General features: G+C 63.5%; 21 protein-coding genes. 9 read left to right on the forward strand and 12 right to left on the reverse strand.

What is annotated here, in order from left to right:
- Positions 1-64 precede the first annotated feature (64 nt).
- A complete protein-coding gene (locus ABDB87_RS01000; protein ID WP_345923264.1) occupies positions 65-562 on the reverse strand; it encodes a Dps family protein in 498 nt (165 codons plus the stop codon).
- A 212-nt stretch (positions 563-774) separates the two neighbouring features.
- Between ABDB87_RS01000 and ABDB87_RS01005 the strand changes: the two genes are divergently transcribed.
- From ABDB87_RS01005 to ABDB87_RS01020, 4 genes are all read left to right on the forward strand, one after another.
- A complete protein-coding gene (locus tag ABDB87_RS01005; protein WP_345923266.1) occupies positions 775-1,329 on the forward strand; it encodes a hypothetical protein in 555 nt (184 codons plus the stop codon).
- Positions 1,326-2,708, forward strand: coding sequence for an MATE family efflux transporter (locus ABDB87_RS01010; RefSeq protein WP_345923268.1), 1,383 nt, complete (start codon positions 1,326-1,328; stop codon positions 2,706-2,708). The genes ABDB87_RS01005 and ABDB87_RS01010 overlap by 4 nt, the downstream gene beginning before the upstream one ends.
- Positions 2,686-3,459 carry an NAD-dependent protein deacylase gene (locus tag ABDB87_RS01015; protein ID WP_345923270.1) on the forward strand — a complete coding sequence of 258 codons (774 nt, stop codon included), beginning with the start codon at positions 2,686-2,688 and terminating at the stop codon, positions 3,457-3,459. The genes ABDB87_RS01010 and ABDB87_RS01015 overlap by 23 nt, the downstream gene beginning before the upstream one ends.
- 100 nt (positions 3,460-3,559) lie before the next feature.
- Positions 3,560-6,847 carry an EAL domain-containing protein gene (locus ABDB87_RS01020; RefSeq protein WP_345923271.1) on the forward strand — a complete coding sequence of 1,096 codons (3,288 nt, stop codon included), beginning with the start codon at positions 3,560-3,562 and terminating at the stop codon, positions 6,845-6,847.
- Between the two features lie 15 nt (positions 6,848-6,862).
- Here the strand turns inward: ABDB87_RS01020 and ABDB87_RS01025 are convergent, their stop codons facing one another.
- On the reverse strand, positions 6,863-9,760 hold the full coding sequence (locus tag ABDB87_RS01025) for an HD domain-containing phosphohydrolase (protein ID WP_345923272.1): 2,898 nt from the start codon (positions 9,758-9,760) through the stop codon (positions 6,863-6,865).
- Between the two features lie 31 nt (positions 9,761-9,791).
- Positions 9,792-10,835, reverse strand: a complete 1,044-nt coding sequence (locus ABDB87_RS01030; protein WP_345923274.1) for a Gfo/Idh/MocA family protein — start codon at positions 10,833-10,835, stop codon at positions 9,792-9,794.
- Between the two features lie 231 nt (positions 10,836-11,066).
- Between ABDB87_RS01030 and ABDB87_RS01035 the strand changes: the two genes are divergently transcribed.
- The 5 genes from ABDB87_RS01035 (at position 11,067) to ABDB87_RS01055 (ending at position 15,730) form a co-directional block, all read left to right on the forward strand.
- Entirely contained in the window at positions 11,067-12,185 is a 1,119-nt protein-coding gene (locus ABDB87_RS01035) for a branched-chain amino acid ABC transporter substrate-binding protein (protein ID WP_345923276.1), read from the forward strand.
- A 190-nt stretch (positions 12,186-12,375) separates the two neighbouring features.
- Complete coding sequence (locus ABDB87_RS01040; protein WP_345923278.1) at positions 12,376-12,660, forward strand: hypothetical protein; 285 nt, start codon at positions 12,376-12,378, stop codon at positions 12,658-12,660.
- Positions 12,661-12,906: 246 nt separating this feature from the next.
- Positions 12,907-13,098, forward strand: a complete 192-nt coding sequence (locus ABDB87_RS01045; protein WP_345923280.1) for a hypothetical protein — start codon at positions 12,907-12,909, stop codon at positions 13,096-13,098.
- A 53-nt stretch (positions 13,099-13,151) separates the two neighbouring features.
- Positions 13,152-15,194: a preprotein translocase subunit TatB gene (locus tag ABDB87_RS01050; protein ID WP_345923282.1), complete on the forward strand. Its 2,043-nt coding sequence runs from the start codon at positions 13,152-13,154 to the stop codon at positions 15,192-15,194.
- A gap of 203 nt (positions 15,195-15,397) precedes the next feature.
- Positions 15,398-15,730, forward strand: coding sequence for a hypothetical protein (locus tag ABDB87_RS01055; RefSeq protein WP_345923284.1), 333 nt, complete (start codon positions 15,398-15,400; stop codon positions 15,728-15,730).
- Between the two features lie 137 nt (positions 15,731-15,867).
- Here the strand turns inward: ABDB87_RS01055 and ABDB87_RS01060 are convergent, their stop codons facing one another.
- From ABDB87_RS01060 to ABDB87_RS01100, 9 genes are all read right to left on the reverse strand, one after another.
- Positions 15,868-17,091, reverse strand: coding sequence for a zinc-binding metallopeptidase family protein (locus ABDB87_RS01060; RefSeq protein WP_345923286.1), 1,224 nt, complete (start codon positions 17,089-17,091; stop codon positions 15,868-15,870).
- Between the two features lie 152 nt (positions 17,092-17,243).
- On the reverse strand, positions 17,244-18,128 hold the full coding sequence (locus ABDB87_RS01065; protein WP_345923288.1) for a hypothetical protein: 885 nt from the start codon (positions 18,126-18,128) through the stop codon (positions 17,244-17,246).
- 71 nt (positions 18,129-18,199) lie between these two features.
- Entirely contained in the window at positions 18,200-18,754 is a 555-nt protein-coding gene (locus ABDB87_RS01070) for a hypothetical protein (protein WP_345923290.1), read from the reverse strand.
- A gap of 250 nt (positions 18,755-19,004) precedes the next feature.
- Positions 19,005-19,970: a T6SS immunity protein Tli4 family protein gene (locus ABDB87_RS01075; protein WP_345923292.1), complete on the reverse strand. Its 966-nt coding sequence runs from the start codon at positions 19,968-19,970 to the stop codon at positions 19,005-19,007.
- Between the two features lie 68 nt (positions 19,971-20,038).
- Entirely contained in the window at positions 20,039-20,284 is a 246-nt protein-coding gene (locus ABDB87_RS01080) for a hypothetical protein (protein ID WP_345923294.1), read from the reverse strand.
- A gap of 41 nt (positions 20,285-20,325) precedes the next feature.
- Positions 20,326-21,291, reverse strand: coding sequence for a T6SS immunity protein Tli4 family protein (locus tag ABDB87_RS01085; RefSeq protein ID WP_345923296.1), 966 nt, complete (start codon positions 21,289-21,291; stop codon positions 20,326-20,328).
- A 68-nt stretch (positions 21,292-21,359) separates the two neighbouring features.
- On the reverse strand, positions 21,360-21,605 hold the full coding sequence (locus ABDB87_RS01090; RefSeq protein WP_345923297.1) for a hypothetical protein: 246 nt from the start codon (positions 21,603-21,605) through the stop codon (positions 21,360-21,362).
- 41 nt (positions 21,606-21,646) lie between these two features.
- Positions 21,647-22,606 (reverse strand): T6SS immunity protein Tli4 family protein, encoded by a 960-nt coding sequence (locus tag ABDB87_RS01095; protein WP_345923299.1) that lies wholly within the window; start codon positions 22,604-22,606, stop codon positions 21,647-21,649.
- A gap of 68 nt (positions 22,607-22,674) precedes the next feature.
- Complete coding sequence (locus ABDB87_RS01100) at positions 22,675-24,375, reverse strand: esterase/lipase family protein (protein ID WP_345923301.1); 1,701 nt, start codon at positions 24,373-24,375, stop codon at positions 22,675-22,677.
- Between the last annotated feature and the right edge of the window lie 26 nt (positions 24,376-24,401).

The following is a 24,401-nucleotide window of genomic DNA, read 5'->3' on the forward strand; positions in this document are numbered from 1 at the left end:
GGTTTTTTCGATTGCCGGCGGGCAAACGCACGCAGCAGGGCCGGATGCTTCCGGCCCCTCGGGCTTACTCTTCGAGCAGTACGCGCAGCATCCAGGCGGTTTTCTCGTGCAGGTCCAGGCGCTGGGTCAGCAGATCCATGGTCGGCTGGTCATTGGCCTTGTCGGCCAGTTCGAGCAGGCCGCGAGCGGTGCGGGCCGTGGCTTCCTGGGCGGCCACCAGCAGGGCGACCATTTCCATGGCCTTCGGCTCGCCCTTGACCGGCGGAATCGTGGTCAGCTTTTCGTATTCGGCATAGCTGCCCGGCGCCTTCACGCCCAGCGCGCGGATGCGCTCGGCGATGATGTCCAGCGCGTTCCATTGCTCGGTGTATTGCGCCATGAACATGGTGTGCAGGCTGTTGAACATCGGGCCGGTCACGTTCCAGTGGAAGTTGTGCGTCATCAGATAGAGGGTAAAGCTGTCGGCCAACAGGCCGGAGAGGCCGGCCGCGATCGCGACGCGATCCTTTTCCGAGATGCCGATATCGATCTTGCTCGATGCTGCTGCTTTCTTCGCTTTCATGATCAGTCTCCACAGTGATTGATTCGGGGGTGCAGGCGCCGCAAAAACGTCGCTGCCGATAAGATGACACTATCGCAGAAAAGGTTTTTGATCCAATTACAAAATCATAAAGATCGGATAGCCAGACGCCATGCCGGCCGCCACGCAAGGTCTGACCTGCGGCAAAGCGCGAAGGTTTCCATTTGCCCGACGGCCCCGTACACTGCCAAGCCATGAATGCACCCAATGCCCTGCAGCTCCCCCGCGGCGACCTGCTTCTGCGCAAATCCCGCCGCTGGGCCCTGATCGCCCTTGCCGCCCTGCTCCTTACCGTGCCCTGCGTCGTGTTCATCCAGCCCCTCTGGGCCTGGCTCGTCACGCTCGGCACCGGCAGTTTCATGATCATCGCAGCACTCTGGGGCCTGGTGATGGCCGCCGGCCCGATCCTGTTCCTGGTGGCAGGCCTGTGCGCGCTCTTCCTGCGTGTGGAAGCCGGCTTTGCGCCGCGCAGCCAGCCTCGCCCGGCTGCTGACCGAGCCGCCATCGCGGCCGGCCTCTTCATCAGCTTCCTGCCCGCCCTCGTGGCGCTCTATCCGCCCATCCGCGCCATGCTGACCGGCTTCATCGGCTTCCGGGGGCTGGGCCAGCAGTATCCACTGGCCAGCGACCCCTACGGATTCTGGCAAGCCGTGGCGTTCTGGTTCATGGGCGCGGCAACGCTTGCGATCCTGGCCGGGGTGTATTGGCGCGCGAAGTGGCTGAGCCGCAAAGCGCCGCAACCCGCATGAGTCCGACCGCCCCGCAACCGGGCCTGACACGGGCCCTGTTCGCGCATGCCGGTCCGATCCTGATCGCCCAGCTGGCCTCGATGAGCACGACCATCGTCGACACCGTGATTTCGGCCCGTGTGAGCACGGTCGACCTCGCGGCCGTCGGTATCGGGGCCGGGCTATACATTTCGGTGGCACTGGCCGCCGCCGGCGTGGTGCAGGGGCTCACGCCCATCGCGGCCCACCAGGTCGGCGCGAAGCAGTTCGATCGCCTGCCGGCCACTTTTCAGCAAGGGGCCTGGCTGTGCCTCTTCCTTTCGGCCATCGCGATGCTGATCCTGCTGACGCCGGGCTGGATGCTGGAAGCCAATTCGGTCGCGCCCGAAGTGGCCGCCCGCACCCGGATCTATCTGGCAGTACAGGCTCTCGGCCTGCCCGGCATGCTGGTCTATCGCGCCAGCGGCGGCATGCTGAACGCACTGGGCCGGCCCCGTGCGCTGATGTTTCTCGGCCTGACCAATGCCGCCAGCCATGCACTGCTGGCCCCCGCGCTGGCTTTCGGCTGGCTCGGTCTGCCGGCACTGGGTGCGGTGGGTTGCGCCGCCTCCTCCGCGATCAACACGACGATGCTGGCCCTGCTCGGCCTGGCTTATCTGCAGCGCTCCGGCGCCAGTGCCCATCTGCACCTGCTGCGCGGCTGGCGGGGTCCGAAGTGGTCGCTGCTGCGCGAGCACCTGAAGCTGGGCCTGCCGATCGGCATGTCGATGTTCGTCGAGATGAGCAGCTTCGCGCTGATCGGCCTGCTGGTCGCCTCGCTGGGCGCCGAGGCGGTCGGCGCCAACCGTCTGCTCGGCAACTTTGCCGGCGCCTGTTACATGCTGCCGCTATCGGTGTCGATCGCCACTCTCACGCTGGTCGGCCAGGCCGCCGGCGCCGGAGACTGGGCCCGGGTGCGGCGAGCCGCCCTTACCGGTCTGTGTCTGGGCGGCACGATCGCGACGATCGTGGGCATCGTGTTCTACCTGTTGTCCGGTCCGCTGGTGCGAAGCTTCGTGCCGGACACCGGCGTGCAGAAGGTTGCGCTGAGCCTGGTCGCGCTGATCGCGTTCTACCAGCTCTTCGATGCCATCCAGACCATTTCGGCCCAGGCGCTGCGCGGCCTCAAGATCACCACCGGGCCGATGATCGGCCACATCGTCAGTTTCTGGGGCGTAGGCCTGGCCGGCGGCTGGTGGCTTTGCTATCACGGCTGGAGCGCGCCGCTCGGGCTGGCAGGCTTCTGGATTGCCGCAGTGGGCTCATCTCTCCTGGCCAGCATCCTGTTCGGCAGCATGCTCTGGTCGAGGCTGAATGAAACAAGGAAAGGAGCCGCACATGGATACTCTGCCCGGACTTGAAGAAACCGCCGCACGAATCCTCGAAGCCCGCCGCGTACTGGTCATCACCGGCGCCGGTATTTCGGCCGACTCCGGCCTGCCCACCTACCGCGGCTTCGGCGGTCTCTATAACGACGAACTGACCGAAGACGGCATGCCCATCGAAGTGGCGCTCTCGGGTGAAGTGATGCGGCGCGACCCGGCCATCACCTGGAAGCATCTTGCCCGCATCGAGGCCACCTGCCGCGGTGCCCGCCCGAATGCGGCGCATGAAGTGATCGCGGCCCTGCAGGAGCGGGTTCCCACGACCGTGCTGACGCAGAACATCGACGGTTTCCATCGCCGGGCCGGCAGCCGGGACCTCATCGAGATCCACGGCGACCTGTTCGAACTCGACTGCACGCACTGCGGCCATCATGAAACGGTGGCCGACTACAGCCAGCTCACCGTGCTGCCGCCCCCTTGCCCGCATTGTCTGGGCCACCTGCGCCCACGTGTCGTGCTCTTCGGCGAAGCGCTGCCGCGCGCAGCGATCCAGCGCCTGGAGGCGGTCATGCAGGAAGGATATGACGTGGTGTTCTCGATCGGCACCACCAGTGTCTTTCCCTATATTGCGCAGCCTTTCGCGATCGCCGGGGAAACCGGCGCGCTCGCGATCGAGGTCAATCCGGGCGATACCGCGGTCAGCCGGCATGCCGACCTGCGCTGGCGCAGTGGCGCGGCGGAAGCCCTGACCCGCCTGTGGCGCGCGCTGGGCGAACGGGGAAACTGAGCAAGCGGGCAGGTCGCAAAAGATCCGGAAAGCGCTGCCGTAATAGCTGTCTGACCTCGGACACTCTGCCGGCTCTGGTTCGAATCCATCCGGAAACCTGATGCTTCGTCGCGCTGAAAACCTGCTCTGGCAAAGCCTTGTTCTCGCCGCGCTGTATGCGGCGCTGGGCACACTCGGGCTCGTGACCGCGATTTCACCGGGCTTCACGATGCCGCTCTCACCGGCGGCGGGCGTGGCCTTGGGCGCGGTCATGGTCTGGGGCCTGCGCATCCTGCCGGGCATCTATCTCGGCTCTGCGCTGCTTCAGACGGCGGCCTGCCTTCATGCCGGGCTGCCCGTCACACCGCTGCTCGTACTCGCCATCCCCGTCGGCGCCTGCGCACAGGCGGCCTGCGGTGCGATGCTTGCTCGCAAGCTGCGCATCTGGCCCGGCGCCCTGGACGAAACGCGCCCCGTCGCACTGTTTCTGGGAGTCGTGGCGCCGGCGAGCTGCCTGATCGGCGCGACGGCCGCGAGCCTGATCCAGGCCCTGTCTCCGGCCACCGAAGCCGGCGCGGACCTGTTCAACTGGATGAACTGGTGGGCGGGCGACATCCTGGGCGTCATGCTCGCCACCCCGATCTACCTGGCGATGATGACGCGCCCGGCCAACCAGTGGGTCGGGCGGCGCACCATGCTGGGCGTACCCCTGGTGCTCGCAACCCTGGTCTGCGCGGCGGCACTGATGCTGGTGCGACAGCGCGAGGAAGTCCGCATCTACGACGACTTCATGCGCAGCACCGAGCATGTGGAAAGCAATCTGCGCAACAGCCTGCGCAACCGGCTCGATGTGCTCCTGGCGCTCGAGCGCCATGTGGCACTTGACCCGGATCTTAGTGCGGAAGACTGGACCCAGCTCACCCAGCCCTGGCTCGAGCGCTACGGCAACATCATCAACCTGACCTGGAATCCGCGCCTCGAGCGCTCGCAACTGGCCGAGTTCGAAGCCCGCCAGCGCCAGGAAGGCAGACCGGGCTTCACCCTGCGCGATCGCGACGCGCAAGGAAATCTGGGTCCGCCGGGTCCGCAGGCCGAGTTCTTTCCGATCACCTATGTCGAACCGCTGCGGGGCAACGAAAAAGCGGTCGGCATGAATCCCGCGAGCAGCCCGGCCAGCGAGGCGGCCATCGCTCTTACGCGGCAGTCCGGCCTGCCCGCAGCCAGCCGCCCGTTTCCCCTCGTGCAGGGCCTGCACGCCGAGCCGGGCATCGTCGTCTATCAGGCCGTCCGCAAGCTGAAAGACGCCACGGCGGCGGACCAGCCCCGGGGCGTCGTCTCCAGCGCCATGCGCATCGGCGACCTGGTCCGGGACGCGAGCCGTGAGGTGGATCGCGCACGCATCGTGCTGTGCCTGACCGACCACACGCATCCGCAGGAAGTCATCGCGCTCTACGGCCCGCCGGACTGCGCGGCCTCCCCGCAAGCCGGCAGCGTGATGCCGGTGTCGCGCCAGATCCGCTTTGCCGGCCGCGACTGGACATTGCAACTCCGCGTGGACGCGCCGCGCGATACCGCCAGCCGCAGCTGGGCTGCCGGCACGCTGCTCGGCATGATGCTGCTGTTCTGCGGCATGATCAGCAACTTCCTGCTTCTGAACTCCGGCCGTGCGCTGCGCACCGACGAGCTCGTGGCGCGCCGCACGCGCGAGCTTGCCAAAGCCACGGCCCGCCTGCGCGACCAGCAGTCGCTGCTGACCCAGGCCCAGCGCATTGCGCACATGGGAAGCTGGGAAATCGCTGCCGACGTCGAACATCTGCACATGTCGGAAGAGCTGAGGAACCTGCTCGAACTCCCGCCCGGCAAAGCCATCGGCGAGGCCGAGTTCATCGCGCGGGTCATCGCCGAAGACCGTCCCGCGCTGGCGGCCGCCTTTGCCGAGGTGCGGATGCACGAAGGCAGCCGCACGCTTGATTGCCGCATGCTCGACCGTGAGGAGACCGAGCAGGTGCTGCACTTCCATGTGGAAAGCGAGTGGCAGCTGGAAGGGCTGGTCCGGCTGTTCGGCACGGTGCAGAACGTCACCAGCGCACGCGCGGCCGAAGCCCACATCCAGCATCTCGCCCGTTTCGATTCGCTCACCGGCCTGCCCAACCGCACCTACTGGCTGGAACAGGCCCGCATCACGCTCAAGAGCGCCGAGCGTCATGGCGATCAGGCCGCCGTCCTCTTCCTCGACCTCGACCACTTCAAGACCATCAACGATTCCCTCGGGCACCAGACAGGGGACCTGCTGCTGACTTCGGTGGCGCGCCGCCTGCGCGACTGCCTGCGCGCCGAGGATCTGCTGGCCCGCCAGGGCGGTGACGAGTTCGTGCTGATGCTGCCCCGGGTGAGCGACAGCACCGACGTCAGCCGGGTGGCGGCCAAACTCGTGCAGAGTCTCGCCGCGCCCTTCAGTCTCGAGGGGCACGAGCTGGCGGTCTCCGTCAGCATCGGGATCGCCCACTATCCGGGCGACGCACAGGACGTCGACACGCTCCTGAAACACGCCGACCTCGCGATGTACAGCGCGAAACAGAACGGGCGCAACAACTACCAGTTCTTCGTGCCCGAGATGAACGCCCGCGCCATGCAGCGGCTGCAGCTCGAAAGCGCGCTCAGGCTGGGCATCGACCGCGGCGAGCTGGTGCTGCACTTTCAGCCGCAGCAACACATGGAAAGCGGCCGGATCATCGCCTGCGAAGCGCTGGTGCGCTGGCAGCATCCGGAGCTGGGCATGGTGCCGCCGATCCAGTTCATTCCGATGGCGGAAGACTCGGGCCTGATCCTGCCGCTGGGCGAATGGGTGCTGCGCGAAGCCTGCCGGCAGCAGGTGATCTGGAAGAACCAGGGCATCCACCTCACCATGGCCATCAACATTGCCGCGCTGCAGTTCCAGCAGGCGGACTTCGTCGAGCGTGTCGCCGGCATCCTGGCGGAAACCGGCGCGGTGGCGGCCGACATCGAACTCGAGATCACCGAGAGCGCGCTGCTGGCCTCCACCGAAACCCTGATCGGGCGCCTCAACCAATTACGCGCGCTGGGTCTGAGCCTGGCGCTGGATGACTTCGGCACCGGCTACTCCTGCCTCGCCTACCTCAAGCGCCTGCCCATCGAGCGCCTGAAGATCGATCGCTCCTTCGTGAAAGACCTGCCGGGTGACACCGAGGACGCGGCCATCGCGTCAGCCACCCTCTCGATGGCACGCGATCTGGGCATGATGGTGACCGCCGAGGGCGTGGAAAACGAGGCGCAGCGCGAGTGGCTGCTGCAACGCAAATGCACGCTCTGCCAGGGCTATCTGATCAGCCCGCCCCGGCCGGCCGGCACGCTCACCGAATGGCTGCGCAAGGAGATGAGCCTCGCCTGAGCGGGCATGCCCGGCTCAGACCAGCAGCGCGGCCTCGTCCACCGCATCCATCTGCGCCGGCTGGAGGAAGCGGCCGGCATACTCGCGATAGACGCCCGAGCGCACGAAGAGCGCGAAGAGCTCGCCATCGAGATGCTGCTCGCGCGCCATGCGGGCCATGATGTGCAGCGATTCCGACAGGGTCTTGGGCGACTTGTAGGGTCGGTCGGCCGCGGTGAGCGCCTCGAATACATCTGCGATCGCCATGATGCGGGCCGGCACGCTCATCTGCTCGCCCCGCAGGCGCTTCGGATAACCCGTTCCATCCATCTTTTCATGATGCCCGCCGGCGATTTCGGGCACGCTGCGCAGATGCCGCGGGAACGGCAGGCGATCGAGCATCATGATGGTCTGCACGATGTGGTCATTGATGATGTAGCGCTCCTCCGGCGTCAGCGTGCCGCGCCGGACCGCGAGGTTGTAGAGCTCGCCGCGGTTGAACTTGCGGGCCGGCACTTCGATCCGGAATCCCCAGGGATTATTGGCGGGCATCAGCTCCTTCGCGGCGCGATGCTCGATATGCTCCGGCTTGTCGGCCAGCAGGCATTCCACGGCCGGCAGAGGCGCTGAAGGCGTGTTCCGGCAACGCAGCATTTCGTCGTTCGAGAGCCCAAGTCGATCGTCGATCGTGCGCACCCACTGCCTCGCCGCAATCTGCTGCAGCCTGCGGATGCTCTCGTCATCCATGCTCTCGCCGCCATGATTGCAGGCGGCAACAAAAGCGAACTCCTCATCAAGCTGCGCCCACTCGGCTTCCAGCACGGCTCGCGCAGCCGCATCGGGCACACTCGCCGCTGCGCCCTTCCAGAAGCGGATCTCGGCATCACGCTTGAGCACCTCGAAACGCATCCGGATTTCATGGATCCGGTTGAACAGGGTTTCGAGCTTGGTCGCCTTGTCCACGACGTATTCGGGTGTCGTGATCTTGCCGCAGTCATGAAGCCAGGCCGCAACGTGCACGGCTTCGCGCAGCTCGGGAGTGAGCCGGAAACCGGAGAAACTGCCCTGCTCTTCCGCATGGGCAGCTTCGGCCAGCATGCGCGTGAGCTCCGGCACACGCTGGCAATGGCCGCCGGTATAGGGGCTCTTCGCGTCGATGGCGCCAGCGAGCAGCTGGATCATGGCTTCGAGCAGGGCCTTCTGGCTTTCCACCAGACGCCGGGTCTCGATGGCCACGGCTGCCGTCGAGGAGAGCGCCTCGATGAATGCCACGACCGGATCGCGCCGCGCGATGCTCTCAGGCCCCAGCGGCTTGCCCAGATCGAGCACCAGCACGCCCACGAACTCCTTGCCCAGGGTTTCGAGCGGCACCGCGAAAACGCCTGCGTCACGCCCCGACTGGTCGCCCGCCACGCTGCGTCGCAGCACGGCCGCACGCATCACCGGCCCCTCACCGGCAGGCTCCAATTCCATGACGCGCTCATAGGCTTCATCAGCGCCCGTGCCTTGTGCCTGAGAGCGGTGCAGCAGATTGGTATCGGGGTCGAAGAGATAGATCGCGCCGTTGCGTGAGGCGGTGGTTTCGACCAGATCGCCGAGCACGACCTCCAGCAGGTGCTCCAGGCGGAGATCCGAGTTGAGCGCGGCACTCACATCGAGAAAGCGTGCGATGGTCGAGCGCATCTGCACGGTGGCCGTGGTCAGCATGTCGACCTCCGCGATGCGCGAGCGCCGCAAGGGCAAGGCGCTGAAATCGAAGCGGGCCACCCGGTGCGTTTCCTCGGCCAGCAGGCGCAGCGGCCGCACGATCCGCTGGGTGAGCCAGTACCCCACCGGCACACTGAGAACGATCAGGCCCAGGATCAGCCACCATTGCCGCATCAGCAGGCTTTGCGCCTTCTCGAACAGCTCGTCTCCCGGCACGGCCATGAGTACCCGGTAGGCCTGGTTGCTGGTCTGTAGGGGCACGGGCAGCGAGATCAGCTCCCAATCGCGCTTGCCGATCGTCACATACTGCCGCTGCACGCTGTCGGCCGGCAGGTACTGCGCCTCGGTCAGCGCCGGCACGTTGGTTTCCTCGAGCCAGGCCATGCGCAGCTCGCCATTGTCGTCGTAGCGATCGCCGGTGACGCGGGGTTCATCGACGGCAATCAGTTGCCCGCCCCGGTCGATCACGGCCACCCGCGTTCCGGGCGTGATCCGCAGCTCCGAGAGTTCGCTGCCGATGTCGTTGATGGTGGCGTCCAGCCCGACGACCACGCCGGGCGAAGCCTCGCGGGCGAGCGTGATGCCGACTTCGCGGTTGGTGTAGAAAAGATAGGGCTCCGTCAGCACGTTCTGACGGTGGCCCAGCGCCATCCGGTACCAGTTTCGCGTACGCGGATCGAAACGATAGGTCGGACGGGGGCGATGCTGCAGCACTCGACCCTGGCTGTCGAAATAGAAATACTCGCCTTCCGGAACGCCCCCACGCCCCATGCCGATGGATTGCACCATCAGCACCGCGTCGTCCGGCGCGTGATAGACGCTGCGCAGCGCACGGTCCCGCAGGGCGCGGAAGAGCACGAAAGCGCCGTCCGGATAGCCGACATACCAGGTGTCCAGCAAGGGGTTGGCTGCCAGAACAGCCAGTGCCATCGGCACGGAAGCCAGCCGTTGTTCAACCGTCGCAGCCTTGACGATGGCGCTGAAAACAAGCAGGTCGAGCTGGTTTTCAGCCGGCTGGAGAATGCCGCGAACCTTGCCGCGCAAGGCCACCGAGGCATGACGGATGGATTCGTCCACCGTGCTCGAGACGACCTCGCGCGTATTCCGGTAGGAACTCCAGGCCAGCACGACGGCCACCAGGATCAGCAGCAGCGTCGTTCCGGCTGCGGCCAGCACATGCAGGGGAATGCGTACGAAACGCGGTCCATCCGGATCGCCGTGACTCATCTGCCCGCTCCTCCAGGAGTTTCAGCATCAACTAGCACATGGGAATGACCACCTCGCGTCGCTCGGCCATGCTGAGGGCGACGGCTTCGGTAAACAGCATGTACTTTAACCCGTCCTCGAAGCGCGTATGCGTTATGCATTCCCGACCCCGGATCGCGCTGATGAACTCCTCCTCCACACGCCACGCGCCGCGCTCCGCCGCGGGGATCTCCAGCAGCCTGAGCGCATCGTCGCCCCGACGCGCTCCCCACAGCTGGCCGTCGGCAAAGCGCAGCGTGCCCTCTGTGCCGCACAGCAGCACTTCAGCCTGCTTCACCGCACCGGCCACCGCCGTGAGCGTCAGCGTGGCCTGGGCGCCGCAGGCAAGATCCGCCAGGATGGAAAGATGGTCCGGCACGCGGACACTGCGCAGGCGACCGGTCTCGTCCTGACGCTGACTGACGAAGGTCCTGCCGCGCGCCATCACGCTTGAGGCTTCACCGACCCAGCGCATCAGGCTCTCGTACCAGATGCCCAGCGTCATCACGTTCAGCCCGGAGCGGTCGGCATCCTGACGCCAGGTCAGCGGCGCGGCAGGATCGACGAAGCCGCCGTCCGCCACCCGCAGGTCCAAGGTCAGCAGGCGACCGAGATAACCCTCGCGCAGCAGCCGCTGAACCGTGCGATCCACCTCGAAGGTGAAAGGAGAAGGCACGATCTGGGCGACAAGATCGGGCCGCTGCCGCGAGGCCTCCAGCATCAGGCGGGCCTCGGCAGCGTTCATCGCCATCCGGGCCTCGGTCAGCACATGCTTGCCGGTCGCCAGGGCGGCCAGGCTGACCGGGCAATGCAGCACCGGCCAGGTTCCGATCACGATTGCATCGAGATCGGGCCTCGCCACCAGCGCCCGCCAGTCTGGCGCGGTTTCGGCAATGCCCTGCTCGGCGGCCACTCGCTGCGAAGACGCCGCCGTGCTGTTGACCACGCAGACGATTTCCACCCCCGGCTGGGCGCGCAGCCCGGGAATGTGACGGCTGCATGTGTTGGCGCCGGCTCCGACAATGCCGATCCGGATCGGCCGCTTTGTTTCGCTCATCCTGCTGCTCCCTGTTCAAGGCTGCACCAGTCGGCAGCCTACACCGCCACGGCCGTGCTGCAAGCCGACCTGCGCTCGCCCGCTCTGGCGGACAGATCGGTCAATCACTGATCCAGATCAGCATGCAGGTTTTGTCGCTTTCCCGGGCTGTTCCTATAATCGGAATCTTTCCCGCCGCCTTGCCCGGTCTGCTGACCGATGCCCTGGCACTGAATCCACACGGAGCCCACCTTGAAACTGACCACGATTTCCCTTGCCGTCGCCCTTATCGCCGCTGCCGGCACTGCCAGTGCCGACCTGACCGTCAAGCTGGGTGCTGCCGGCCCGCTGACCGGCCCGATCTCCCACATCGGCAAGGACGGCGAGAACGGCATCCGCCTCGCCATCGACGACGCCAACGCCAAGGGCGTCACCATCGGCGGCCAGAAAGTGAAGTTCGAGCTGGTGTCGGAAGATGATCAGGCCGACCCGCGCATGGCCACCACCGTGGCTCAGCGCCTGGCTGATGCCGGCGTCAAGGGCGTGATCGGTCACGTCACCTCGGGCGCTTCGATCCCTGCTTCGCGCGTCTATGAGCAGGCCGGCATCCCGGTCATCACCCCCTCGGCCACCAGCCCGCAGCTCACCACCCAGGGCTTCAAGACCAGCTTCCGCGTGATCGCGAACGACAACCAGCAGGCCGAGGCGATGGCGAACTACGCCACGAAGAAACTGCACCTGAAGAAGATCGCGATCATCGACGACCGTACCGCCTATGGTCAGGGTCTGGCAGACGCGCTGGCCGCCTCGCTGCGCAAGGCAGGTGTGCAGGTGGTGGCCCGCGAATTCACCAATGACAAGGCCACGGACTTCATGTCCATCCTGACCAAGCTCAAGGGCATGAATCCGGACGCCATCTTCTATGGTGGCATGGACGCCCAGGGCAGCCCGATGCTGCGCCAGATCCGCCAGCTCGGCATGACGGCTACCTTCCTCTCCGGCGACGGCCTGTGCACCGCGCAGATGCTCAAGCTCTCCGCCAAGGAGCTGGACAATCGCGTGTTCTGCACGCAAGCCGGCCTGCCGATGGAAAAGATGCCCGGCGGTCTGAAGTTCAAGGAGCGCTTCAAGGAAACCTTCAAGGCCGACGTGCAGCTCTACGCGCCCTACAACTACGATGCCGCCACTGCGCTGATCGAAGCCATGAAGGCCGCCAACTCGGTCGAACCGGCCAAGTACCTGCCGGCGCTCAAGGCCCTCAACATCAAGGGCGTGACCGGCACGATCTCGTTTGACGCGAAGGGCGACATCAAGAACGGCGGCGTGACCTTCTACTCCTACAAGGACGGCAGCTGGGTCGCAGCGGAGTAATCCTGACCCGCAGCAGGCCCCGCCCGAAGCCCCCGCAAGGGGGCTTTTCATTCGGGCATGCGCCGGGTGGCCCGGCCATCCGGGCGCGCCCGGATCTGTGTTTCCCTCATGAGGCTTGCCCCGATTGGCTCCGCTTCGCCAAAGCGCAACACTGTGCCGGCATCACGGACACTCAGACGGGAGCCTCACCATGACCGCCAGCCATCACCGCTACATCCGGCGCGATACGCCTCCCCTGCGCCAGATCGGCCCGCGCGCCCGGGTTCACCGCATCCCCGACCCCACGACCACCGCCATCATGGGCATGGCCTTCGGCACAGCGTTCGCGCTCTGGCTGGTCCTCCTCGGCTGGACGCCGGTTGTCCAGGCGCCCGGCTTCAGTGCCATGCTCAGCGCGGGGCTTTTCTCGCTGGCAGGTGGCGGCTTGGGCATGCTGCTCGCACACTCCGGCAAGCGCCCGGGCAAACGCCGCTGAAACGCCTCTCCGCCGCATGGCGCGCCAGTCCGGCCCGGCTGCGGCAGCCATCGCCCGGTCTCGCAGGCCGGCGGGTTTTCAGGCCCCATGGCTTGATGCGGCGCTGTCCTACACGGTTTTGCGGCAGCGGGTCCGGCGCGCCCTCCACGCCTTCCTACAAGTGAGCTCCGGCCTTTCAGGGACACTGGCTTCGCGCAGGACGTCATCCCGCCGTCCCGCTCCCGGTTGAACCTCCAGGAGGCCGTCATGAAACTGCACACCAGCCCGACCAGACCACGCCGCGCGGAAGCCACCAATGGGCGCCGCCCGCGTCATGCAGAGCGTGGTGGCAGCCCGGGCGGGCGCCGGAGCGAGGGTGCCGATCATGGCGCGATGAATCACGCGATCCGCTGCCGGGAAGCAGACGAAGAGATCCGCGATCTGCTCTCGCGCTACTGAGCCCGGCCTCCGCAGGGGCTCAAGCCATCTTCGCGTCGCACGGAAAGCACGGCATGGGCGGAACAGGCAGCCGCGCCGGCCTGAGCGACAGTGAGGCGCCGCTGCGCGAGGCACTCGAGGCCTTGCTTGAGGCCCTCTTGCCCGTCAGCCCCGGCAACGACCCCGGCCCGCTGGTACGGCTAGTCGCGCTGCTGAGGCCACGAGCACTCGCCGGCAAAGGGTCCGACGCGAGCAGGCCGCTGGCCGTTTTCATCATGCTGCTCGAGGCTCGCCCCGAGCTTGCGGGCGCGCTGCGCGGCTATCTTTCGGACCTGCTCGCGGCCCGCAATCACAGCTTTCTGCTCGCCGAAGGGGGCGTCCTCGGCGCCACCGGTTTCTTCACCTCGATGCGCGAACGCCTGATCAACCGGATCCTGCCGCCGGCGATCAATCCGCAGTTTCTGCAGGATCTCATCGAAGAGGTGTTCCACGACGCTGGCGACGCCTGCTGGCTGGCCTCCATCTCCCTTGCCGAGTGGCAGAGGCTGCTGGAAGCCGTTGGCTGGGGACGAGGCGGCGACACGCCGGGCGAAGCGCAGTTGCGACGCGCCCACCGGGAGGCCATGCGGGTTCTCGCCTGTCGGCTTGCAGCGACCGGCATCGAGCCCGAGATCGTGCGCTACCAGCCCGCACTGGCCCTGTACGAATCTCCCTTTCTGGGCCTCCAGCGCGAGCTCGAACTGATGCTTGAAAGCATGCCAAATGCATCGCCTCGCCATCGGCAGATGCCCGACATGGCCCATGTCGAGGTACTGCTGGACCAGTGCAGTGTCGCCCTCCTCAAACTGCGCCGCCAGGCTCGCGACTCGGGCGCAGCAGTCCGGCTGGGCTGGCTGCTGACCCGCGCCGGCCAGATCGTGGATCGGCTGCGCCTGCTGCTCGCGATCAGTCATCCTGACAGCGAATCGCTCGCGGGGGCCAGCAGCCTGCTTGCCCTGCTGGTGGGCGCCGTTTCACGGCGCAACAGCCTGCGTGAACTGGTCGGCAGCGTGACCGATCAGTTGGCGCGACGGGTTACCGAACATGCCAGCCAGACCGGCGAGCACTACATCGCCCGTGACAGGCGCGAATTTCATGCGCTGTTCCGCGCGGCCGCCGGTGCGGGCGTGATCGTCGCGGTGATGGCGCTCTTCAAGGGATTCATCACGAGCCTCGGCCTGCCCCCGGTATGGAACGCGCTCGCCCTCAGCCTCAACTATGGCGCCGGTTTCGTGCTCGTTCATCTGTCCGGCTTCACCATTGCCACCAAGCAACCCGCAATGACAGCGGCAACCCTTGCGGCAGCGCTGGAGCCGGATCACCCGGGCAGCAGTCCGGCCGACGAGATCGCGGATCTGATCGTGCAGGTCTGCCGCTCGCAGTTCATTGCGATCCTCGGCAACATGCTGCTCGCCATGCTCGCAGCGGGCGCTATCGCACTGGTCTGGCAACACGGCAGCGCGAGCCCCCTGATCGGGGCCGCGCAGGCCCGCCACCTGCTCGAGGACCTCCATCCGTGGCACAGCCCGGCGATCGCTCATGCCGCCATCGCGGGTGTCTGCCTGTTTCTGGCCGGGCTCATCTCCGGCTACTGCGACAACCTCGCCATCTACCATCGGCTGCGCGAGCGGATCCTGCGCCTCAGATGGCCCCGGGCCCTTCTGGGAGACGCCCGCCATCTCCGGCTCGCAAGCTATCTCGAACACAACACCGGTGCGCTGATCGGCAATCTCGCACTCGGTTTCATGCTGGGCAGCATGGGGACCCTGGGTTTTCTGCTGGGCCTGCCGCTCGACATCCGCCATGTCACCTTTGCGAGCGCCAATCTGGTGTTGGGACTGAGCGGCGCCAGCGCCACCACGCTGCATGCCGCGGGCATAACACTCCTGGGAGTCCTGCTGATCGGTCTGAGCAATCTCGCGGTCAGCTTCTCACTCGCTCTGCATGTTGCGCTGAAATCCCGCCGGATCCGGCCGAGCCAGGCGCGTGGCGTGGGCCGCCACCTGCTGTGGAGACTGATTCACCGCCCCACGCATTTCTTCTGGCCGCCGGGGGAAGCGCCGCGCACCGTGCGCTGAACGCGAGGCGGATCCGCCGCGCCCGATTGCTCACGCACGGTCAGACGGCGCGGGCAGTTCGGGTCAGCGCAGCGCCCGGCTGATCGATGTAGGAGACGTCCTGCAGCCGCAATCAGCCTTTACCGATAGGACGGGCGCCCCGCGCGCAGCAAACTGTCTGCAATGGACGGCGCTTTCCGTCTTGGACACTCCGGAGCCTGAACATGACAACGAGCTTCGCATTCGGAAACAACGCTTTGTCCAGCAAGACCTGCCGCGTTGCACAGCCCGGTGTCGTCGCCCCTGTACGAGCGAGCGGGGGCGAGGCCCGGCGCGACGCGGCGGGCCAGGGATCACCCGTATATTCCCCCACCACGATCGCAATGGCGGGCGCCTTGTGCGGCACCGCCTTCGCGGCGGGGCTCGCCGCCTCGGGCTGGCCGCCTGCCGCGGCGCTGCCGGAGTTCGTCGCAATGATCTCCGCTGGCCTGTTCTCGATCGCAGGCGGCTGCCTCGGGCTGCTGGTGGAACGCCTGTCCGCGCGCAGGCAGCGATGAGCCGGCACCGAATCTGAAACGCGTCCCCCGCGCTTTGGGGAGAGCTTACGCTCTCCCTTTTTTTTGCGAGGCCCGTCACACGCGGTCAGCCCGGCGCTCCGGACTCCGGCCGGCCCCCAACCGTCATGACGAAGACATCAGGCGGAGCCCGGCAAGTACTGCGTTGCCGCCTCGCGCAGCAGTTTCTGCACGGTATTCATCTTGCACAAGACTTCGTCCGGAATCAGGAAGGGATAGGGATCCCGCTCCCCCATGCTCCGGCTCATGGCATTCAGAAACCGCGCGACCGGCAGCCATTGCTCCACCACCAGATGCTCGACCTCGGGGCGAAAGCCCGCGCGCGCCGGTTCGGCCGTCGCGGCAGGCCCTTCAAGCCGCAGCCCCCAGGCGGCGGCAGTCTCCACTGCATCCAGAACCAGCAGCACATGCGCACATGTTTCCGCCCAGTCTTCCCAAGGATGCGCACTTGCATACGCTGAGATGAAACGGGTCTGCCAGTCAGCCGGCGGACCGCTCTGGTGATACGCGGCCAGCGCACTGGCGTAGTCGGCACGCTCGTCACCAAAGACGGCCCGGCAGCGATCCATGGCCCGCTCGTTTCCGGCCAGCCAGCGATACTGCAGGTAATGCGCCACCTCATGCCGGAAATGACCGAGCAGATTGCGCACCGGCTCACCGAAATCCACCCGCGCCTTCTCGCGATAGACATCGTCTGCCTCGGCCATGTTGAGCGTGATGACGCCATCGGCATGTCCGGTCAGAACGGGGGAAGCATCCGGCTGGCTGTCGAGGAACTCGAAACTCAGGCCAAGCGGATCTTCGGCACTGTGCTTGGGTTCGGGCGTCAGCCCGAGTTGCATCAGAGTCACCACCACGCGCTTCTTCGCTGCTTCGAGCTTCTGCCAGGCCTCAAGCTTGCCCGCCATGGAAAGATCGGGTGACACCCGGGTCAGCCGGCAACTCAGGCAAAGCCAGGAGTGCTCCGGCTCTTCGAGCAGCCAGTTGCAGAATCCATGAAGTGCGTGATTCGCGCAGCGCCTCAAGCCGCCGTCGACGGAGGCCTCGCTCATCCGCCGCATTCGGGGCAAATAGCCCAGCGCTGCGCCACAGCCGCCGCAGAGGGTATTGTCAAAGAAAACGGTCTGACCACACCGTGGGCACTGGAATGGCGGCATCGCGAACCTCCATCGGAAGCCTTGCGGAAACGCCCGGCGGAGGGGGCAAGCAACGTGCCCGAGCGCACCGGCCCACCTCATGTTGCAGCTCAAGCCACACCCGGGCGCCAGCCGGCAAGTCGCGAAGAAGCAAGGCCGCACGCCAGCGAGACCATGCGATATGCATACCCTGGAATGCGCGTGCATTCATCGCTGGAGACTCGTTGCGGAGCCTTGCAGAAGCCCCTTCCCGCAGACGCCTGAAGCTTGAAAACGAGACTGACCTGTTCGCCCCCCTGCCCCGGCATTCCGTTCGCGGCCGCACCACGAATGCGAAAGCTTCCGGCAAGCAGGCGGGCTCAGGCTTTGTCAGGAAAAACCGGCATCGACTTCGGCACGGCGGGCGCGGGCCACTTGTGCCGTGCCAGCCAGGATTTCATGTTCGGAATGTAGCCCGGCAGATCGCCGTCCGGACAATCATGCAGACAGAACCAGCTGTCACCATGCTTGCCGATGACGGGCTTGGGGGGCTGGTCGAATCGCCCCCAGCCCAGTGAAGGCTTGATCGTGGCCAGCACGCGTTGCGGCAGCCGCCCCCGGCGATCCGGTTTCGCGGTGCGATCGGTTTCCAGCTGGTAGGTCGTGACGTCGATGTAGGGCAGACGCGCATTCTGCTGATAGAAACTCCACTCCCGACAACCGAAACCTCCACTCACCGTGCTCGGCACAAACCCTGGCGCATAACGTTGTTCGTCTTCGCTGGAGCAAAGTGCCGGAGCGTAACGACTGGAGGCCTTGTCGGTGGCGGTCAGCCATGAACCGAGCGCGAAGACCGGAGATCGCGCGCTGCCGTCCTCCAGCACCAGCTCGTCCTCATCATCGAGCCGGCCACCAAGCTTGCGCGGCCAGTCCACCGGTGTCAGCAACTTGCCTTCACGGTCAAACTCAAGCAGCAGCGTGGAAATGACCTCCTCACGCTCAAGCTGCCGGGTCTCGACGACATAGGTCCTGACCCGGTCTGAAATGGCCTCGATCTCCTGCGTTTGCCCGGACACCGGATTCGCGAGTTTCTTGCGTCCACGCATCGCCCGGATATTGAAGAAGTAAGGCGTATCGATCTTCAGCACGTAACGGAAAGGCCAGGCCTCACGCTCGCCCTGTGCTGGCTCCGCCGCCTCGCCGCCAGGAGCGGCCAGCACCGCGCCGGCCCCGCAGGCAAGCACCAGGCTGAGGAGAAGCCGCAAGGATGCACGCTGAACGGCGCGCCCTGATTTCAATTCATTTCGCATATCGTTTCCGCTGCATGTAAGCCTGCTCAGAACACGGCCAGGTCGGTACGCGCCGCGCCGGAGCCCGCCAGCACGCCCTTGCGCTTCATGTCGTCGATCATCTTCTCGGCCATGGCCCGGACGATCGCCAGGCGTTCGGCACGCGAGTAGCTGCCCGCCAGGGCCTTGCGTGTGCCATACGGGTCAGCAAACATCTGCTGCCAGACCCGGCGCCCCGTCGCCTCGTGAACAAGCACCGCGTAGACATCGATCTGCTGACTCTGCGCACTGCTGCGCGTCGGCCAGACAATCAAAGAGTAATTGCGCTGGTCACGCCTGAGTTCGTCCCAGGGATAACTGGCACCCGCCACATAACTCCAGGTCTGCTCAAACTGCTTGCGAAACACAGGCTCCACACTTTCGCGAAGATCCATCGAGAAGCCGAACACCATCTGCTGCACAGCCGGATCGGCCTTGTCGTCAAACGGAATCGGCTTGCGAGGATTGGGCACGCCCTGCGCCGCCACCCCCGTCGCAGGAATCGCCATCGGGTCCGTCGCCACAAACACATTCATCCCCAGCAAAGGCTCCGGCATCTCCACCCGCCCCCTGTCCTGCCCGGAGGGCCCGAGGCCTGAACAGCCCGTCACAACAAGCATCCCCAAGCCCAACAGAAAACACCGCACACTCATGACATCCTCTCTAGCAACACATTCATTCAGATTCCGGCACCGATTTATTCAGGTACCAAAACGTTCAGGAAACAGGCTCAATCGCATGCCAATATTCGCGCAAACAAGATGTGCATAAATCCGCAACCAAACCTTGCCTGTAGATGCCAGCCGCCTCGAATCAGTCCGGTACGCGCAGGCGAAGGGTAGAGAGCAGCCTGTCCCAAAGCGCGATAGCCTCGTCGTCGGTAAGACTCGAAGCTTGCGCGCCTGCTGTATTGCCCTTGACTCCCGTAAAGAGCGCAGCTTCCCAACCAGGATTGTGGTGGTCGTAGCGCACCCCCGCGTATTCAAACTGGAATTCGTGCCACGCACCTTTCTGATCGTCGTCAAGTGGGCGACGGAACAGCGCTTCGTCCCCCTTCCACTTGTAGACGTCGTGCTTGCCTTCGCGCAGGGACTTCACCTTGCCAAAGAGCGTGGCAAGCGGCGCAGACAACAGGGCCGCTTTCTTCGCCTCATTGCGGCGCGCTTCGAACGAAGTGTCGCGCCGCGCATCCTTGTTGGTGGAGATCGAAAAACTCACATCCGGCAGACTCGGAAAACACAGGCCGATGTTGAAGATTTCCTGGAACTTGCCAATGTCATCTTTGATGAAACCTAGGTCCAGGCAGACACCGGGCTCGGTGGGGACTTCGTCGAGTTTGCGGGCGCGGAGGTTGGTGGCAACGTAGGTCAGTGTCTGCATTTCTGTTTCAACAGTTCTGCCTTCACTGGGGGCTGTTGCACCTTTGTAAACAAAACCGTGTGGAGGTACATTGAAGTAACCCCAGATACGCATAACACGAGTTGCTGTGTCATTTTCTCTAAATTGCAAAACTTTGCTGCCTGGCGTTGGACCGTCAGTTGCTGAGCGAAGCAGCGAGCCAGGCTCTTCTTGGTGCTTAACAGCCTCAAGCTCAGTCTTCTCTTCTTCCGAAAGCCCTTTGATCGCCTTTGATCCATTTGGGATCGTTTCAATATTCGGCCCAAATGCCTGCCCCCAAAAAATCAGATCAGCGTTAGCCGGCACATCCATCACAAAGCGTCCAAAGCACACGGGTTTTGTCTTCGCAAACAGGTCATCAATTTTCTGAGAAGTGTTCATTGTTCTTGCCTCAGTCTGGCTTGCGTTACAGAGGATGATCAGGAGCAGTGCTGCTAGCAATCGTCCACTCATTTTTCCCACCATGTAAAAGCTTCGTGTGCAATCTTGCAAATGCCGTGCAGCGTGCTCGCAATGACTTTGTCATTCTGGTAACTGCCTTGGTGCTCGTAGCCCGTCTGCTTGTAGCTGATACGTGCTTTCCCTTGTCGCACAGGGTCTTGTGCCGAGCGCTCAGCCGGCACCGTGCCATCGCCCAAATCCGCCGGCGAGGCAATCTGCACACCGAAGCGCTGACTATCTACGCCTTCAGTCATGATGACAGCCCCATCGCCGTCGTCACTCTCTGTAGCCAACGTCAGTTGGGCACACGTAGCCGCACGGTGGCTAGCAGCCTGTCCCAAAGCGCGATAGCCTCGTCGTCGGTAAGACTCGAAGCTTGCGCGCCTGCGGTATTGCCCTTGACTCCCGTAAAGAGCGCAGCTTCCCAACCAGGATTGTGGTGGTCGTAGCGGATACCGGGATATTCGAACTGGAACTCATGCCAAACGCCTTTCCGCTCATCATCCAGCGGACGACGGAACAGCGCTTCGTCGCCCTTCCACCTGAACACGTCATGCTTGCCCTCGCGCAGTGTCTTGACCTTGCCGAAGAGCGTAGCCAGCGGGGCATGCATCAAGGCCGCTTTCTTGGCCTCATTGCGCCGCTCTTCGAATGAAGTATCGCGTCGCGCATCCTTGTTGGAGGAGATCGAGAAGCTCACATCCGGCAAACTCGGGAAGCGCAAGCCAATGTTGAATATCTCCTGGAATTTTCCACCGTCATCCTTGATGAAGCCCAGATCGAGACACACGCCGGGCTCGGTGGGAACTTCGTCGGGTTGGCGGGCGCGGAGGTTGTTGGCAACATAGGTCAGTTTCTTCACTTCCCCTTCCAACGGTCTGCCATCAATCGGAGACGCTAACCCTTTGTAAAGAAATCCGTGCGGAGGGGCACTTAGATAACCCCATACGTCGGTGGTGTAAGTCGAGTTTCTAGAACTCCAAAACAGGAGAGTCCAGCTTCCCTCTGTGGGTCCATCAACTTCAGATCTGAATAAAGATCCTACCTCTTCTCTATGCTTTATCGCCTCAAGCTCAGTCTTTTTTGAAGAAGCTAGTTTTTTCAAATCTTTGGATCCGTTTTCAAACGTCTCAATATTCGGCCCAAACGCTTGCCCCCCAAAAATCAAATCAGCATTAGCCGGCACATCCATCACAAACCGCCCGAAACACACGGGCCTGGTCTTCGCAAACAGCGCATCAATTTTTGGAGAGGTATTCATTGCTCTTGCCTCAGTCTGGCATGCGTTACAGAGGGGGATCAGGAGCAGTGCGATGAGCAGTCGTCCAATCATTTTTCCCACCACGTGAATGCTTCGTGTGCAATCTTGCAGATGCCATGCACCGTACTGGCTATGACTTTGTCGTTCTGGTAACTGCCCTGATGCTCATAGCCCGTCTGCTTGTAGCTGATACGTGCTTTGCCTTGTCGCACAGGGTCTTGCGCAGAGCACTCAGCCGGCACTGTGCCATCGCCCAGATCCGCCGGCGAGGCAATCTGCACACCGAAGCGCTGACTATCTACGCCATCAGTCATGATGACAGCCCCATCGCCGTCGTCACTCTCTGTAGCCAACGTCAGTTGGGCACACGTAGCCGCACGGTGGCTAGCAGCCTGTCCCAAAGCGCGATAGCCTCGTCGTCGGTAAGACTCGAAGCTTGCGCGCCCGCGGTATTGCCCTTGACTCCCGTAAAGAGCGCAGCTTCCCAACCAGGATTGTGGTGGTCGTAGCGGATGCCGGGATACTCGAATTGGAACTCATGCCACACGCCTGTCCGCTCATCATCCAGCGGACGACGGAACAGCGCTTCGTCGCCCTCCCACCTGAACACGTCATGCTTACCCTCGCGCAGTGTCTTGACCTTGCCGAAGAGCGTAGCCAGCGGGGCATGCATCAAGGCCGCTTTCTTCGCCTCATTGCGCCGGTCTTCGAATGAAGTATCGCGTCGCGCATCCTTGTTGGAGGAGATCGAGAAGCTCACATCCGGCAAACTCGGGAAGCGCAAGCCAATGTTGAATATCTCCTGGAATTTGCCACTGTCATCCTTGATGAAGCCCAGATCGAGACACACGCCGGGCTCGGTGGGAACTTCGTCGGATTGGCGAGCGCGGAGATTGTTGGCGACGTAGGTTAGGCGCTCTGCTTCAGTCTCAACCGTTCTGTTATCTCCAGTTGTTCCCTTATATACAAACGCGTGAGGATAAGCATTTAGATACCCCCAAACCTCCATGGTGTACGTTGCGCTTTTGTCTTCCCGAAACGTCAGGACACTACTTCCTTTGGTTGGTCCGTCGGAAAAAGTCCGCAACAAGGAGCCCGGCTCTTCTCTGTGCTTAACAGCCTCAAGCGTTGTCTTCTTTTTTTTTGCTAAATCTTGAACCGTTTTTGATCCGCCTTCGATCGTTTCAATATTTGGCCCAAACGCTTGCCCTCCAAAAATAAAATCAGCATTGGCCGGCACATCCATCACAAACCGCCCGAAACAAACGGACTTGGTCTTCGAAAACAACGCATCAATTTTTGGAGAAGTATTCATTGTTCTTGCCTCAGTCTGGCATGCGTTACAGAGGATTATCAAAAGCAGTGCAGCGAACAATCGTTCAGTCATTTCTCCCACCACGTGAATGCTTCGTGTGCAATCTTGCAAATGCCGTGCAGCGTGCTCGCAATGACTTTGTTGTCCTGGTAGCTGCCTTGGTGCTCGTAGCCCGTCTGCTTGTAGCTGATACGTGCTTTCCCTTGTCGCACAGGGTCTTGTGCCGAGCGCTCAGCCGGCACCGTGCCATCGCCCAAATCCGCCGGCGAGGCAATCTGCACACCGAAGCGCTGGCTATCTACGCCATCAGTCATGATGGCAGTCCCTTCGCCGTCGTCACTCTGCGTGGCCCACTGCGAAGCCAGTGGGGAGACGTTCAGCTTTTCGAGCCAGAGGCGTTGGCCTGCACCACCCTCGAACAACGGCGCCTTGGTCGTGCGCCAGACAACCGCCCCCCAAGCTTTTTGTTTATCGTCGGCGCAGTAACTCAAATAAGTTAGCGGATGATAGTGCGTTGCAATATCTTGGTGAAAATCCCGGGATTGTTTGATTTTATTAAAACTCTTTTTCAACCCCGACGACTCAGAGTTCGCTGGATTCACCCACTCCGGCGTAATCAATCGATACCACTTGTCCTGCACTGTGTAGATCTCGGTGTAGGGGTCGGACTTAGGCAGGGAGAGCACTTCTTCACCATTGAGTTCGGCCTTGAGCCAGTCCGCGCCGTAGCGTTCGGAAGGCAGAAGCTGCAGACCGCCGGGGGCATTGGCGAGCACCGCGGTGACCTTGGGGCCGGTGTCCCCCACCACTTTTCTGAAGATGTAGCCCATCAGGCCGCTGCCTTCGAAGCCCACGCGGATGCGTTTGTACGCAGCCCCCGCGCCCACTGCGGGCATGGCGCCATGCACGATGCCTGCTACCACATCCATTGCATTGCCATATTCCGGATGAATGAGCGCTCGACCGACGAGCCCACCCATGGAGTGGGTGACCACGATGACTTTCTCACACTGGAACTTCCGGTCCTTGTAATACTGAATGATTTCGCGGATTCGCTTGGCCACGTCCTTGGCCGAGTCTCCGTTGGAGCGCAACCAGTTGTAGCCGATGGCATGCACGGGATACCACGCATCGCTGATCGTTGCCAGTTCGTCTGCGGTCAGTTTGTCGCCTCCGTCCCCACCCCATTCGGCGGGTGATACATCAAGCGCTTTGCGCGCACCCTCAGTCCATGACGTGTTGGCCTTGCCCTCCCGGCACATCTGATTAAGCTGGCTCTCCAGCGTTTGCAGGAGGGTGCCATAGCTCTCGAAGAATACTTCGCTCCAGCCACGAATGCGTGCATGCTGGTCACGCTGCTCCTGGGTCAGCGTGGCCGACCCGGCGCCGCTCAGGTAGGCCACCTTAGAGACGTTGCTGTGGCGCTTGTCCGAGGTTTCATTGCCTGGCTCGTAGCGATCAACTTCGGTAGCCTCCGGATCCAGGATCATCTGGCGCTGATGCGGATCCTTGAAGATCATGGCGATGGTCTCCATCGTGGCCTCCGGACGCCATGAAACATTCGTGCTTTTCTTGAGTTCGTCCTGCCGCGCCTGGCTGAGCTTCAGGTGCGATCCCATGATGCCAGGCAGGAATACCACGGGAATCGTGCGAGCCGGCAGAACATGCATCTCGCAACCACTCTGGTCGCTCGACGGCGTGCTGAGGGCATGTGCAATCTGACTGCCGTCGTCGCTGATTTCTGTGACAAGGATTTGAGAATCAGTCATGGCCGAGAGAAAAAATTGGAAAACAG

The sequence above is a fragment of the Uliginosibacterium paludis genome (assembly GCF_039631355.1).
GTDB classification, from domain to species: domain Bacteria; phylum Pseudomonadota; class Gammaproteobacteria; order Burkholderiales; family Rhodocyclaceae; genus Uliginosibacterium; species Uliginosibacterium paludis.